Annotated in this window: 11 protein-coding genes, 1 pseudogene and 1 riboswitch; of the genes and pseudogenes, 3 read left to right on the top strand and 9 right to left on the bottom strand. The window is 71.2% G+C overall.

Annotated features, from left to right (window positions below):
* Positions 1-25: 25 nt before the first annotated feature.
* Positions 26-478 (bottom strand): nuclear transport factor 2 family protein, encoded by a 453-nt coding sequence (locus ACIGXM_RS25800; protein ID WP_396564761.1) that lies wholly within the window; start codon positions 476-478, stop codon positions 26-28.
* Positions 475-1,323: an NmrA family NAD(P)-binding protein gene (locus tag ACIGXM_RS25795; RefSeq protein ID WP_396564760.1), complete on the bottom strand. Its 849-nt coding sequence runs from the start codon at positions 1,321-1,323 to the stop codon at positions 475-477. The genes ACIGXM_RS25800 and ACIGXM_RS25795 overlap by 4 nt, the downstream gene beginning before the upstream one ends.
* A gap of 110 nt (positions 1,324-1,433) precedes the next feature.
* On the opposite strand from ACIGXM_RS25795, the gene ACIGXM_RS25790 reads away from it, so the two are divergent.
* On the top strand, positions 1,434-2,372 hold the full coding sequence (locus ACIGXM_RS25790) for a cupin domain-containing protein (RefSeq protein ID WP_396564758.1): 939 nt from the start codon (positions 1,434-1,436) through the stop codon (positions 2,370-2,372).
* A 447-nt stretch (positions 2,373-2,819) separates the two neighbouring features.
* Here the strand turns inward: ACIGXM_RS25790 and ACIGXM_RS25785 are convergent, their stop codons facing one another.
* The 6 genes from ACIGXM_RS25785 to ACIGXM_RS25760 form a co-directional block, all read right to left on the bottom strand.
* Entirely contained in the window at positions 2,820-4,514 is a 1,695-nt protein-coding gene (locus tag ACIGXM_RS25785; RefSeq protein ID WP_396564756.1) for a DUF885 domain-containing protein, read from the bottom strand.
* A gap of 267 nt (positions 4,515-4,781) precedes the next feature.
* Positions 4,782-5,549 carry an alpha/beta hydrolase gene (locus tag ACIGXM_RS25780; RefSeq protein ID WP_396564754.1) on the bottom strand — a complete coding sequence of 256 codons (768 nt, stop codon included), beginning with the start codon at positions 5,547-5,549 and terminating at the stop codon, positions 4,782-4,784.
* A 286-nt stretch (positions 5,550-5,835) separates the two neighbouring features.
* Complete coding sequence (locus ACIGXM_RS25775; protein ID WP_396564752.1) at positions 5,836-6,630, bottom strand: alpha/beta fold hydrolase; 795 nt, start codon at positions 6,628-6,630, stop codon at positions 5,836-5,838.
* 62 nt (positions 6,631-6,692) lie between these two features.
* Positions 6,693-7,592 carry an aldo/keto reductase gene (locus tag ACIGXM_RS25770; protein ID WP_396564750.1) on the bottom strand — a complete coding sequence of 300 codons (900 nt, stop codon included), beginning with the start codon at positions 7,590-7,592 and terminating at the stop codon, positions 6,693-6,695.
* Complete coding sequence (locus ACIGXM_RS25765; protein ID WP_396564748.1) at positions 7,589-8,458, bottom strand: helix-turn-helix transcriptional regulator; 870 nt, start codon at positions 8,456-8,458, stop codon at positions 7,589-7,591. The genes ACIGXM_RS25770 and ACIGXM_RS25765 overlap by 4 nt, the downstream gene beginning before the upstream one ends.
* A 218-nt stretch (positions 8,459-8,676) precedes the next feature.
* The gene (locus ACIGXM_RS25760; protein WP_396564746.1) at positions 8,677-11,412 is read right to left on the bottom strand and encodes a SpoIIE family protein phosphatase; all 2,736 of its coding nucleotides are present in this window, start codon (positions 11,410-11,412) and stop codon (positions 8,677-8,679) included.
* 216 nt (positions 11,413-11,628) lie between these two features.
* On the opposite strand from ACIGXM_RS25760, the pseudogene ACIGXM_RS25755 reads away from it, so the two are divergent.
* Positions 11,629-11,963: pseudogene (locus ACIGXM_RS25755) on the top strand (IS5/IS1182 family transposase); the annotation flags it as partial.
* Positions 11,964-12,218: 255 nt separating this feature from the next.
* On the top strand, positions 12,219-12,917 hold the full coding sequence (locus tag ACIGXM_RS25750; protein ID WP_396564744.1) for a DJ-1/PfpI family protein: 699 nt from the start codon (positions 12,219-12,221) through the stop codon (positions 12,915-12,917).
* Between the two features lie 284 nt (positions 12,918-13,201).
* Here the strand turns inward: ACIGXM_RS25750 and ACIGXM_RS25745 are convergent, their stop codons facing one another.
* Positions 13,202-13,798, bottom strand: a complete 597-nt coding sequence (locus ACIGXM_RS25745) for a DUF5134 domain-containing protein (protein ID WP_396564742.1) — start codon at positions 13,796-13,798, stop codon at positions 13,202-13,204.
* A gap of 308 nt (positions 13,799-14,106) precedes the next feature.
* A riboswitch (cobalamin riboswitch) is annotated at positions 14,107-14,299 on the top strand.
* The last annotated feature ends 32 nt before the right edge of the window (positions 14,300-14,331 follow it).

Genomic DNA, 14,331 nt, shown 5'->3' with positions numbered 1-14,331 from the left:
GAAGCCTCGGTGGGTGCGCCGGCTGTCATGAGCGGCGATCCTGCGGCCATCCCTGGGCGTCGAACACGGCGATGGGGTCCAGGTAGTCGCGCCAGTGCGTGACCTTGCGGTCCTTGACGGTCACGACGGAGACGAAGCGGTTGTCGTACGGCCGCCCGGTCCGGACCGACGTGCCGTGCACTTCGTACTCCAGGACGACCACCGAGGTCCCGGGGTCCCGGTGGACGCGGAGGTTGTCCGCGCTGCGCAGCTTCACGTGGTCGCCGTAGTCGCCGTACAGGTCGATGATCCCCTGGCGTCCCTCGACCCGCCGGGGGTACCCCGGCACGGTGATCACGTACTCGAAGACCACGTCCTCGGCCAACAGGTCGTAGTAGTCCTCCCCGTCGACCAGGCCGTCCAGTCCCTCCCTGATGATGCGGAAGAACGGGCTGTTCGCCCCGACCAGGGGAGCGTTGTCGTCAACGGTCCCGCTCACTTCGCCTCCCAGGTCCAGGCGTGGGCGTTGCGCTCGGCGAACTCGCGGAAGGTGGTGGCGGGCCGGCCGGTGACCTTCTCGATGTCGCCGGTGGGCGTGGCGCCGTCGCCGGCGACGATGGCACCGGTGAGCCAGCGCACCATCGCCGCGTAGTCGGCGGGGAGGCCCGCGGCGAGCGCGCCGTTGATCCACGTCTCCTGGTCGATGTCGTTGTGGGCGACGGGGCGGCCGCTCACGAGCGCGATGGTGTCCGCGACGTCCTGGAAGGTGAGGGCCTGCGGGCCGGTGAGCGAGTAGGTGGCGCCGGCGTGGGTTCCGGGGTCGAGCAGTGTCCCGGCCGCGACCGCCGCGATGTCGGCCGCGTCGACGAAGGCCTCCCTGCCGCCGGCGCTCGGGGCCGTGATCACTCCGTCGGTGACCGGGAGGTGGTCGTCGGCGAAGTTCTGCATCACCCACGCGGGGCGCAGGACCGAGTGCGTGATGTCGTGGCGGGAGGCCAGCTCGGCCTCGACGGCCGCGATGTCGATCCCCGCCGGCGCCCGGTCGGCGTTGTAGACGCTCAGGTAGGTGACGTGGCGCACGCCGGCCGCCTCGGCGAGGTCCAGGAAGGCGGCGACCTGGTCGGCGTAGCTGATGCGCATGGTGGGTGTCACCAGGTAGAGGCGGTCGACGCCGGCCAGGGCGTCCGCGTGGGTGGCCGGGTCGTCCCAGTCGAACCGGACGTCGGCTCCGCCACGCGCCGCGGTGCGGGGGGCGATTCCGCGCTGGGCGAGGCGGTCCGCCAGCAGCGAGCCGGTCCGGCCGGTGCCGCCGAGAATGAGCGCAATGGGTGCTTCGTTGTTCATGGCTCCATACTCGAGGGTCTGAGCGAGACGATCCATGCGTGCTTCGCTCGATTCTTTACGTGAAGCTCTCACACCTTGACCCAGGTGCTCGTGCTGCTCAAGCTGATCCCATGGACCTGCTGTCCGATCACCTGGTGCGGGCGCGTGCCACCGGCGCGGTGTTCGCGCGGACGGTCGCCGAACCACCGTGGGGTCTGCGGCTGGGCGGCTCGATACAGCTGTCCGTGCACACGGTCGTCCGCGGCCGGGGCTACCTCTGGCTGGACACCCCCGGCAGCGCCGTGGAGCTCATACCGGGAAGCGTCACGCTGGTACGCGGCGGACCGAACCACTACATCGGGCACGAGCCGGGCGCCGCATGCCTGGAGCCGGAGGAGTTCCGGGCGCGCCACGCCCGGACAGATCCTGCCGACAACCCGCAGGCCACGGTGTTCCTGTGCGGCGCCTACCAGTTCTCCGGCGACGTCGGCAGCGGACTGCTCGACGCGCTGCCCCAGGTGATGACCCTCTCGGCGGCCGACGACGATCCCCTGCGCGACGTGATCACCCTGCTCTCCCGCGAGCTGGTCCGGACCGAACTCGCCCAGCAGATCGTCCTGGACCGCCTCCTGGACCTGCTTCTCGTCCTGGCCATCCGCAGCGACTTCCGCCGCAGCACGACCGCACCACGCTGGTACCGGGCGTCCGCGGACCCTCGACTGGGCGCCGCGCTGCAAGCCATGCACGAGAACGCGGCCCACCCGTGGACGGTCCCCGAACTCGCCGGGATCAGCGGCCTGTCCCGGGCCGCCTTCGCGCGGCTGTTCAGGCAAGCACTCGGTCAGGCCCCCATGCAGTACCTGACCGAATGGCGCATGACCCTCGCCCGCGACCACCTGCGCGCCGACGATCTCACCCTGCCCCAGATCGCCGACGCCGTCGGCTACGGCTCGTCCTTCGCATTCGCCGCCGCCTTCCGCCGCCACCACGGAGAGCCACCCGGCGCCTGGCGGCAGAGGGAACGAGCGGCCGCGGAGACGCGACTGCTGACCACGCACCACGGCTCGTGAGCAGCGCCGTGCGCTGGTTCGGGCCGCTCGATCATCTCCGTGTCGCGACCGTCGTCCGGGTCGCCGACATCCGGACCGGCGGGCGGCGCCAGCGGATCCCGGGTCGGTGCGGCCCGCACGTGACGCCGTTCGTTCCAGACCCGTGTCCGGCCGAGGAGTTCGCCGCGGCGGGTCTGCGCCCAGCGCCCCGTGATGGCGTTCACGCTCGGCATGCGGATGCCGAAGAGCACGACCTGGCTGCCGGCGTCGCCCAGGACCTGGTCGAAGAGGGCTGGAACTTCGCGTCCCGGTCACGGGATCAGGTACTTGACGGCGCTCCCGGGACGGGCCGCCGTTCCGTCTGTCGGCCTGGGCCGGGCTGGTGGGCCGGCACCGCTCGTCCGGCCGACGGTGCCGGCCGGCCCGGCGGCGTCTCCGGTCTGTTTCCGTGGCCTCAGTTGGCGGGGGTCACAGAGCTGCCAGAGCTGCCTCCAGGTCGTCCAGGCCCAGGGAGCCCTGCCGCAGGGCCTTCATGTGCCAGCGCTTGAGGTCGAAGTCGGCGCCCAGCCTGCGGCGGGCCGCCTCGCGGCCGGCCAGCCAGGCGCGTTCGCCGAGCTTGTAGCCGATGGCCTGGCCGGGCCGGCCGAGGTAGCGGACGATTTCGCTCTCCAGGGCGGCGTGCGCCATGCCGGCGTAGTCGGCCATGAAGGCGGTGGCCAGCTCCGGGGTCCAGCGCTCGCCCGGATGGAAGGGGGAGCCGGCCGGGATGACGCTGTCCAGGTGCATGCCGATGTCGATGATGACGCGGACGGTGCGCATCATCTGCTTGCCGAGGTAGCCGAGTCGGTGTCCGGGGTCGGTGAGGAAGCCGAGCTCGTCCATCAGACGCTCCGCGTACAGGGCCCAGCCCTCCACGTTGGCGCTGATCTTGCCGAGGGTGACCTGGTAGCGGGACAGTTGCTCGGCCGCCGCGGTCCAGGAGGCGATCTGCAGGTGGTGACCGGGAACGCCCTCGTGGTACCAGGTGCTGACCAGGCGCCAGGTGCGGAACCGCTCCTCGGCGTCACCGTTGGCCAGCGGCAGGTGGGTCCGGCCCGGGCGGCTGAAGTCGAGGCTCGGGCCGCTGTAGTAGGGCGCGGCCGCGCTGCCGGCCGGGGCTATCCGGGTCTCGACCTGGCGCAGCGGGCCGGTGATGTCGAAGTGGTGCCCGTCGAGCGCCTCTATCGCGTCGTTGGTGAGCCGCTGCAGCCAGGCGCGCATCTGCTCGGCGCCCCGCACGGTGTGTCCGTGCGCGTCCAGGTGGGCCCGGGCCTGCTGGACGGTGGCGCCCGGCAGCACCCGTCCGGCCTCCGTGCGCAGTTCTGCCCAGAGGCGGTGGAACTCCTCCCACGCCCAGCCGTAGGCCTCGTCCAGGTCCAGGTCGGCGCCGGTGAACTGGCGGGCCGTGAGCTGGTAGCGCTCGCGGCCGACGGCATCCGGCGTGCCCTGCGCGGCGGGCCGGTAGCTGTCGCGGAGCCAGTCCCGGAAGGCGGCCACCGCAGCGGTCGCCTCGCTCGCGGCCGCGCCCAGTTCGGACTGGAGCCGCCGCGGCGCGGGGGCGACGAACTCGGTGAACCATCCGCGGCCGCCGTCTGCCTCCCCGGTCCACGCGGTGAGCTGCGTGCAGAGTACGTCGGCCTGCCGGGGCGCGGCGAGCAGCTTGCGGCTGACGCCCTCGGTCAGCGTGGCCCGGTAACCGTCCAGCGCGGTGGGCAGGTTCCGCAGTCGACCGAGGACCGGTGCCCAGTCCTCGTCGGCGGCGGTGGGCATCATCGTGAAGATGCTCCGGAGTTGGTGCACCGGCGCGTGCAGGTTCCGCACGCTCCGGAAGTTCTCACCGGCCTCGTGCGCCCGCACCTCGGCGTCGAGCCGCTCCCGCAGCAGCCGCGCACAGGCGAGCTCCGCCGGATCCCCGTCGGGCCCGGCCTCGGGGAGGGCGTCGAGCCGCGCCAACGCTCCCCGCGCGAGCCCGACGAGTTCCTCGATGCCGTCCGGCGACAGGTCGGGCATCCGGTGGTCGCCCGGAGCCAGGCCCAGGAACGTGGAAGTGACGGGATCGTGTGCGGCCACCCGGGCCACGTAGTCGTCGGCTATCTGTCGTGGAGTCATCAAGTCGTCTGCCATGTCGTCCTTCTCGCTCACCAGTCTCGGACGGCCAGAAGGATTCCCTTCGGCGGAGACCGGTACCGGGTGTTTCGGAGTCGACGCGGTGGGTGTGGCGGGTGCGGTGGCCTGCGGGCCGCAGCAGTGGTTCGCCCGGGGGCACGGCGGCATCCCCCTGCGACCAACTGGCGGGCGCGGCGACGGAGTCGGACACCATCCGGATGCGCGGCCTCGACCCGGGCCGCGGTAGCGGCGCCCGATGGTACCGGGCGCCACTACCGCTCACCTTCAGGCCGGTGAGGTGACCGTCCGGCCAAGGTGCCGGGCGAAGAACCGGACCGCGCTGTCGGCCTCGAACCTGGGCAGTTCGAAGTGCTTGCCCGCGTTGGCGTGCAACGTCTTCTCCTTCGAGGCGAAGGCGTCGAACATCGCGAGGCTGGCCTCGCGCGGGATGCGCTCGTTGTCCCATTGCATGTCGAACTCGATCGGGATGGTGATGTGCTTCGCCGTCTCGATCAGGGCATCGGGCCACATCATGCCGAAGACCGCGGCCGTGATCCTGGGCTCGATCGCCACCAGCGGCACCCCGATCGCGGTGCCCAGGCCGATGCCGGAGTAGCCCACCGGCCCACCAGCGCCGATCTCCGGAAGTCCCTGAAGGGCGTCCAGGGTCGCCTGCCACTCGGGCACGGCGAGCTCCGCCAGGCGGGCGTTGTAACGGACGACGATCGGCCCTTCCGGCTCGCCCGCCGCCTGCGCCTTGCGCAGTTCGGCGATCTCCTGCTCGTCGTGGGCGGTGCGCGGCCGGTCGCCGTGACCGGGCGCGTCGATGACGGCGACGTGGAAGCCGCAGCCGGTCACGAGGCGCTGTGCCCGGCCCGCCATCGCCGGATGCTTCTTGTGGTTGCCGCCGCCGTGGCCCATCAGGACCAGGGGCGCGCGATCGGTTGCGCCGGAGGCCGGCGACCAGAGAACGCCGGGGACGTCGCCCATGGTGAAGTCGCGCTCGACCATGCCGTTCGACGACGACTCAGCGGTGAAGTGCAGGGAGTGCACAGGTGTTGCCTTTCGGGGGTGCCTTGTTGTCGAGGCGCTCCCGGCGACACCTACGTCAATCGCCGGCCGTGACGGAAAGGGGGAGCACCCACGTCGATACAGCGTTCATGGGTCTCACCTCCTCGGGCGGTGTCACGGTCAACTGCAAGGTACCAGCCCGGTCATCATCCCTCCACCCCGTTTCCCCACCACCGATCAGTCAGGCCGCGCCGTTCGCCCGGCCGTATGCGGCACCTCGGGTGGCGGCGGCCGGAGCCTCACCGCGCCCTTGCCAGCCCTCCCGGTTTCAGCCGGCGTTGGAAACCGGGTTCACGGCAACGCGGTCCAGGAACTCCAGGAGGAGTGTGCAGAAGGCCGCGGGTTGTTCCAGCGGCGCGAGATGGCCTGCGTCGGGGATGATCACGGGGTCGCCCGAGTCGAGGTCTCGGGCCAGGTCCTCGCCTCCGCGGAAGAAGTCGGGCATGTCGTGCTCGCCGACGCCCACCAGCGCCGGGATGGCGAGATCACGCAGTGCGGCCGTGTCCTTGCCGAGTGGGTCCTCGGCTTGGGTCGGCTCGCCGTGGGCGAGGTGCGACTCCAGTTGGTGGCGCAGCATCCGGGCCGCGTGGGCCTGCACTTCGTGGTCCGCGTGTTCGGAGGTCCACGCTTCGAGCCCGGCTTGTACGGCCGCGTCGATGTCATGGGCTTCGAGTGCGGTTCGTTCGCGGTCCCAGGCCGCCTGGAGGCGCGCGGAGGGTTCCTGGTCGTGGGGTCGGTAGCCCACCAGGATCAGGCCCTCGACCCGGTCGCCGGCCGTCGCCGCCACCTGGAGTGACACCAGCGCGCCGAGCGAGTTCCCGGCCAGCACGAAGCGGTCGACCCCGAGGTGGTCGAGCGTGTCGAGGACGTCCGTCCAGGGTGCGACCTCGCGCTCGTCGTGCACGACCGCTTCACCCCAGCCGGGCAGGTCCAGGGCGATCGCGCGCAGGCCGGCCTCCGCGAGCAGGGGCAGGTGCGCGCTCCACATGGTCCGGTCCGTCGGCCGGGCGTGGAGCAGCACCACGGTCCGTCCGTGGCCGGCCTGATCAGCGGGCAGCAGCATCGATGAGGTCCTTTCGGAAGATGGTGAACACCGGGAGTCGGCCTCGCGGTGGGAGAGGGCTTTCACGCGGCGCTGGTGAGTTCGTCGATCTCCTGGGTGCTCAGGGCCAGCCGTGCTGCCGCGAGGTTGTCCTCGAGGTGGGCGACCTTGGACGTGCCGGGGATGGGCAGCATGACGTCGGAGCGGGCGAGCAGCCAGGCGAGTGCGACCTGGGAGGAGGTCGACCGGTGTGCGGAGGCGATGCGGTCGACCGGTCCGCCCGGCCTGGTGAGTTCGCCGGCGCCCACCGGTGCCCAGGGGATGAAGCCGATGCCTTCGCGGGTGCAGTAGTCGAGGACGTCGGCGGAGGTGCGGTCGGTGAGGTTGTAGCGGTTCTGGACGGTGACGATCTCGGCGATCCGGCGGGCCTGTTCGATCTGCCCGACGGTCACCTGGGACAGGCCGATCGCGACGATCTTGCCTTCGTCCTGGAGGTTCTTCAGCTCTCCGACCTGGTCTTCCAACGGGACCTTCGGGTCGACGCGGTGCAGCTGGAACAGGTCGATGTGGTCGAGGCCGAGGCGTCGCAGGCTCATCTCGGCCTCCTGGCGCAGGTACTCCGGACGCCCGACGGGCGGCCAGGCCGCGGGGCCGAGCCGGACCAGTCCCTGGTCGGTCCTGATCACGTCGGGCCCGTTGCGGGTGAGGCCGGCCTTGGTGGCGATCAGCACGTCGTCCGGGTAGGGGTGGATGGCTTCCCGGATGATCTCCTCGCTGACGTAGGGCCCGTAGGAATCCGCGGTGTCGATCAGCTGGACGCCGAGCTCGACGGCACGGCGGACCACACGGACGCACTCGTCACGGTCATCGGGTTCACCCCACACACCCAACCCGGTGAGCCGCATGGCGCCGAAACCGAGACGGGCGACCTTCTTGCCGGCGATCTCGAAGCATCCGGCGGCGTGGGCGATGGAATCGGTCATGAACGTGAACTCTCTTCCTCTGACTCGGTTTCGTGTTCAGCTGACGCGGTGCGCTGCTCGGCCAGCCGGCGGAGCAGGACCAGGGCGTCGCTGCTGGCGCTCCCGGGTTCGGCGCTGTAGACGGACAGGTGCTGACCAGGAGCACTGGTGACGGCCAGCGCTTCGAAGTGCAGGTGCAGTTCACCGACTTGCGGATGACGGAAGCGCTTGTCCTCGTGCGTGCGCGGACGGATCTCGTAACGCGCCCACAAGGCCCCGAACACCGGGCTGCGCACGCTCAGCTCGCCGACGACACGTTCGATGCGCTCGTCGTCCGGAAACCGTGCTGAGGACGCGCGCAGGTTGTTCACGGCCGTGCCTGCCGCCTTGTCCCAGTCCCCGTAGAACTCCCGGGCGAAGGGATCCAGGAAGATCATCCGAAGCAGGTTGTCGTAGCGGGCGAATCCGCAGTACAGCTCGCGGGCCATGGCGTTGGCGGCCAGGACGTCCTGGGCGGAGCCGAGCACGAAGGCGGGCACGTCACGCATGCCGTCCATCAGCCGACGCAGGTCCGGGCTGACCGTCGTGTTCGGCCGCACGGACGGCCAGGGGCTGGGCAGGCCCAGCCGGAACAGATGGGCGGCCGCGTCGTCGTCGAGGCGCAGGGCCCGAGCGATCGACTGGAGCACCTGCTCGGACGGATGGCGCTCGCGGCCCTGTTCGAGCCGGGTGTAGTAGTCCGCACTCACCCCGGCGAGCAGCGCGACCTCGTCCCGTCGCAAACCAGGCACCCGCCGCGAAGCATCGTGGGGGTATCCGACGTCCCGCGGCATGGTCATCGCCCGGCGAGCCCGCAGATAGTCGCCGAGTCTGTTTTCTGCGTCCATGCGGCCCAGGCTAAGCACGCCTTCGGACGGATGGGTGGGTGCACCACACCCACCCGAGCCGGTGGGCGTTCCTCGCCCTGCACGCTCGGTGTCGGTGGCGGACACCCGGTCACTCGTGTCCGGCCGCTTCCGACGGCGACGGCCCGCGGCGCGAGCGCGACGCGCGCAACGCGATCACTCGGCTACGGCCTGTACGGGCGAGCCGCCGTCGCTCCGGATCAGGACGACGCCAGCGGGACCGCCGCCGAGGCCTCCCGGCGTTGCTCGGCCAAGGCCCGCACGGATGCGGGGAAGGGCTGCTCCGCCCAGATGATCTTGCCTTGGGGGGAGTACCTGGTGCCCCAGCGCCTGGTGAGCTGGGACACCAGGAACAGCCCGCGGCCGCCCTCGTCCATGGTCGCCGCGTACTTCAGGTGCGGTGAGATGTTGCTGCCGTCGGACACCTCGCAGATCAGGCTCCGGTCGCGCAGTAGCCGTACCCGCACCGGCGCCGAGCCGTAGCGGATGGCGTTGGTGACCAGCTCGCTGAGCACCAGCTCGGTGGCGAAGGTCAGATCGGTCAGTCCCCAGGCGTCCAGCGTCGCGGTGCTCCAGTCGCGGATGTCGGCGACGGCGGCCGGGTCGGACGCCACCTCCTGGTCGGCGACCCGCTCCGGGCCGAGCACCCGGGTCTTCGCGATCAGCAGCGCCACGTCGTCCTGTGGATGTTCCGGCAGCAGGGCGTCGAGTACGGCCTGGCAGTTCTCCTCGGGCTCCCGGCCGCGCCCGGAGAGCGCCGCGCGCAGCAGTTCCATGCCGACGTCGAAGTCCCGGGTGCGCTCCTCGATCAGCCCGTCGGTGTAGAGCACGATCTGGGTGCCCTCGGCCAGCCGCACCTGCGCCGTCTCGAACGGCATCCCGCCCGCCCCCAGCGGCGGGCCGGTCGGCAGCTCCGGGAACGCCACGTGGCCGTCCGGATCGACCAGTGCGGGCGGGGGGTGACCGGCGGTCGCGAAGGTGCAGAGCTGGGAGATCGGGTCGTAGATCGCGTACAGACAGGTGGCGCCGGTGACACCGATGCCGGTGGTGCTGTCGGTCTCCTCCTGGTCGATGCGGTTCACCAGCTCGTCCAGGTAGCCGAGCAGCTCGTCCGGCGGGACGTCGAGGGCGGAGAAGTTGTGCACGGCGGTGCGCAGCCGGCCCATCGTGGCGGCCGCGTGCAGCCCGTGGCCGACCACGTCGCCCACCACCAGCGCGACCCGACTGCCGGGCAGCGGGATCACGTCGAACCAGTCGCCGCTGACTCCGGACTGTGCGGGCAGGTAGCGGTGTGCGACCTCGAGGGCGCTCTGGTCCGGCAGGGCGCGCGGCAGCAAGCTGCGCTGCAGGGTCACGGCCATGGTGTGCTCGCGGGTGTACCGGCGGGCGTTGTCGATGCTCAGCGCGGCCCGCGCCACCAGCTCCTCGGCCAGCGAGCGGTCCTCGTCGTCGAACGGCTCGGGCCTCTGCGACCGCCAGAAGGCCACGACGCCCAGGATGATGCCACGGGCCTTCAACGGCGTGGTGATGAGCGAGTGGACGCCGTACTCGACGACCCGCGCCGTCACGGCCGCCTCCTGGGCCAGCCAGCCCTCGGCGACGGACAGGTCCGGCACCACCTGCGACCGGCCGCTGTCGAAGCCCTGGGCCTGTGGGGTGGAGGGGATGAAGGAGCCCAACCTGCCGCGCGGGTAGAACGGGTGGTCCTCGCGGATGCCGTGGACGGTGATACGACGCAGGTTGACGGCACCGCCGCCGGGCTCGTCGCCGTGCAGCACGGGGTCGGCGAGGTCCACGGTGACGAAGTCCGCGAAGCCGGGGACCGCGACCAGTGCCAGCTCCTCGGCCGTCCGCTCGACGTCGAGCGTCGTCCCGATGCCGACGCCCGCCTCGTAGAGCAGGGCCAGCCGCTTGCCGGCCACCTCGGCCCTGCCGGACAGCGCGAGCAGTTCCGTGGAGTCGCGGATCGTGGCGACCGTGCCCATGCTGCGGCTGCGGGGGTCGGTCGGCCGTTGGTTCACCGCGACCAGCCGGCCGCCGGCGCGGTGCAACTCGTCCGTGACCACCCGGCCCGACAGCAGCAGCTCGGTGGTGTCCGGGTCGAGGCCCCGCAGTTCGTCCAGGTGCCGGCCCTCGGCGTTGGGCGGCAGGCCCAGCAGGTCGCGTGCCTCGTCGTTCGCCAGCAGCAGCTGCCCGTCCTGCCCGACGATGACCACGCCCTCGCGGACCGCGTGCAGGACGGCGTTGTGGTGCTCGTACATGCGGGCGAGTTCGACGGGGTCCAGGCCGTGCGTCTGGCGCTTCAGCCGCCGGGTGGTCAGGGCGGTACAAACCGTGGCCACCCCGACCGCGGCGGCGCCGGTGCCCAGGATGAGCGGCAGCTGCCGGTTGCCGGCGGCGGTGACGTTGTGGACCTTGAGCCCGGCCGACACCAGGCCCACGACCGATCCGTCGGGAGCGTCGATCGGCACGGTCGCCTGGACCTCGTGGCCGAGCGGGCCGTGCACGCTCTCGGTGTAGACGTGCCCGGCCAGGGAGGGGCCGATGGTCCCGACGAAGCGCTTGCCGATCTCGCTCGGCAGCGGGTGGGTGTACCGGATCCCCTGGTCGTTCATGACCACGATGAAGTCGACGCCGGCCTGCTTGCGCGTGGCCTCCGTGATCGGCTGGAGGATCGCCGTGGGATCGGGCGACTTCAGCGTCTGGACGAGGCCCGGGGAATGCGCGAAGGTCTCCGCGACGGCCACCGACCGGTTCAGGGCCTCGGACTCGCTGTTCCGACGCGATTCGAGGGCCAGCGCGAGGATCGCCCCCAGGACGAGCACGAGCACGACCACGACTTCCAGCACGAAGACCTGTCCGGCAACGCTCCGTGGGAATTTCGCGGTCAGTGACTTCCAGGATACGATCCGCGATCGGTCGGTGTGTTCGACCATGCGTCATTTCTAACACCGCTGGTGCGTGAGCGGCGCGGGAACGTCGGCAGCCGCACCCGCCGCCTGCGGCCACCGGGCCGCTGCCCCGGCGGGCGCGGGGCCAGTCCAACGGGATCCTCTGGCGGTCCCGCACCGGCAGCGGCTGGCGCGATCCCCGGAGCGGTACAAGGCTTGGTCCACGCTCTGCTCCCGGTTCAGGAGCTGGGCCAAGGCCTGCCGCTCGCCTTCGTGCTCACCCCAGGACAGGCTGCGGACTGCCCACGGTTCCGGACCGTCCCGGCCAAGATCCGCGTTCCCGGACCCGCCGGCCGACCCGGACCCGGCCGGGCGCCACTGCCGCGGACAGGGCCTACTCCCCCAGGGCCGACCGGGACCGCCTACGCCGGTGCCGGATCAACGCGGTCATCCCGGAGAAGATCGACCAGCAGGCCAACCGCGGGAAGAAGGGCCCAGCCGGAGGTCGGCCCGTCGCCTTCGACCCGGAACGCTACAGACGGCGCGACACCGTTGAACGCTGCCTCCGGAAGACCAGGACCTGGCGGGGCCTGGCCCCGGGGTCCGAATCCCAAACAGTTCCTGGCAGCGGGGGATGCGTCGGGGCCGGCGGGAACTACGGGAACTATTCGCCCGGCCCAGCAGACTCATAAGGCAGCCAGCGCTGCTCCCGAAGGACGATGAGGGTCGCTCACGGGCTCCTCAAGGCCGCACGTTGGGTGGCCCGCAAGGGGTGTCCCACCGTGCCGTCCCCCGCTGAAGGCCGGCGCCGGCTTGGCAGGAGACCGAGCGAGTGATCAGGAGATGGGCCGATGGAACGCAGGAACCTGCTGAAAGTGTTGGCCACGACTGGCGGTCTCGCGTCGGTCGGGACCTTCGCGGCGCCCGCAGCGGCAGCGGAGGCCTCACCGACAGAGGAGACGGAGACGGTCCCTCTACGTGTTCAGATCCTCGTGTACGACGGGGCGGAGGAGCAGGACTTCATCGGGCCGCGTGACGTCTTCGGGCATGCCGCGCGGCTGGGTGGCCAGGTGGAGACGACACTGGTGCGGCTGTCGGCCCCTGGCGAGGTGACGTGCTTCTTCGGCACCAGGGTCACGGTGCCGACCGCGTGGGAGCCCACCGACACCGATCTTCTGATCGTGCCGGGTGGCGGTGACCAGCTGATCGACAATCCGGATGTCCACCGGAACCTTGTACGGGCACAGCAGGCCGGAGTCATCGTCGCCGGTGTCTGCACCGGCGTCATGGTGCTGTCCGCAGCAGGCTTGACCAAGGGTCGTCCGTGCACGACGCACCATCTCGCCAAGGCCGAGCTGGCCGCCCAGGGAGGCAAGGTGATCGACGCACGAGTCGTTGACGACGGGAACCTGGTGACCGCGGGCGGTGTCACCAGCGGAATCGACCTGGCACTCTGGATGGTCACCCGCGAGTGCGGATCATCCGTCGCCACCGGCGTCGAGTCCATCATGGAGTACGAGCAGCGCGGCGTCGTCTGGCGCAGCTCCTGATCGTCGTCGCACGGGAACCGCCTTGCCGAACTCGGCGTAGCCCAGCGGCGGCCCCGCAGGAACTTCGTCGGTGGCCCGCGTCGACCCGTCGGGGCGATGCGGGCCACCGACGTGCGCGAGGATCCGCCGGCCGGTCCAACCGGTCTCCTGTCGAGCAGGCCGCGGACGCCGGGAGTACGCGGGACGACGTCCTGAACGTGGAGGTCCAGGGCGTCGAGGGTGAGGTCGTCGCGGATGACAGCCGGGTCACGCAGCCGCTCGCGTCAACGATCGGCTGCGCTGGCCTACATCGCCAGCAGCATCGTGAACATGCCCACGCCCAGTACCAGATGACACGCCTCGGGCCACTGCGGCGACCACAGCACCCCGACTCCGCGGTACCGTCGGGCACCGGACGGGGCCACGGCGAAGTCGAACAGGCGGGTGCAGCTGACGACCACGCAGACACCGAAGAAGACCAGCAGCGCACCGGTGAGCCAGGCGGCACCCACCACAGGTGCCATGCCCGGCATCGCCGGCATGGCACCTGCCGCGTTCGCCATCCGCCCAGCCATGGAGACGGCCATGTAAACCATGGCCAGATGCCCGACCGCGTGCTCCAGATGGTGCCGGCGATGGCCCGCGGAGCGCACGGCGGCGGCCGCCGACCACAGGCCCGCCGGCACGAGAACGGCCACCCACAGGCCTTCGGGCAGGGCCACGCCGGTACCGACCGGGAGGGCCATCACCGCCATGCCCAGCCCCTTGAGTGCCGAGGACGCCTCCAACCGCCTCTCCTCACCGGCCAGTTGGGAGGCCAGGCGCCACCGGACCAGGCAGAGCAGCCCGGTCGCGGTCATCAACGGGACGAAGAGCCATGTCACCAGCTCGGGTTGTCGCATCCGTGTGCTCCCCCTTCCTTCGCACCACCCAGGGTGGAGGGTCGCGAGAGCCCGGAGCACGGGGGCACACTCCGCGCACGGAAGCGCAAGGGGCGTACGAGCAGCGCACGATGAGGCCGAGGAACGCATGCACAACCGCCACCCCGGGGCGGGGGAAAGCCGAGTTGGTTCGCTCTCCGAGGGAGCGTCTGCCGGGACCGCTACCGCCCCTCCCTCCCGGACCACTCCCCCACCCCGCCGCACCACCCGCGCCGCGCTGCTTCGGTCCCGACCGTTCCCGCCGGAAGAGGCGTGGCCCCTGGACTTACTAGGACGTCCAACTATATGGTCGTGACAGGTCCGCGGTGTCAGGGAAGCCGGTGTGAGTCCGGCACGGTCCCGCCACTGTGACCGGGGAGCTCGTCCTCGCAGGAGTCATGGCCACTGGCAGCCAGCCGGGAAGGCCCGAGGGCGGGCGGTGATCCGGGAGTCAGGATACCGGCCGCGGGTGGTTCGTGCTTTCCACGAGGATGGAGACGACACGCATGACTCCA

The sequence above is a fragment of the Kitasatospora sp. NPDC052896 genome (assembly GCF_044547075.1).
Lineage (GTDB): Bacteria > Actinomycetota > Actinomycetes > Streptomycetales > Streptomycetaceae > Kitasatospora.
This window is presented reverse-complemented; position numbering and strand designations above follow the sequence as displayed.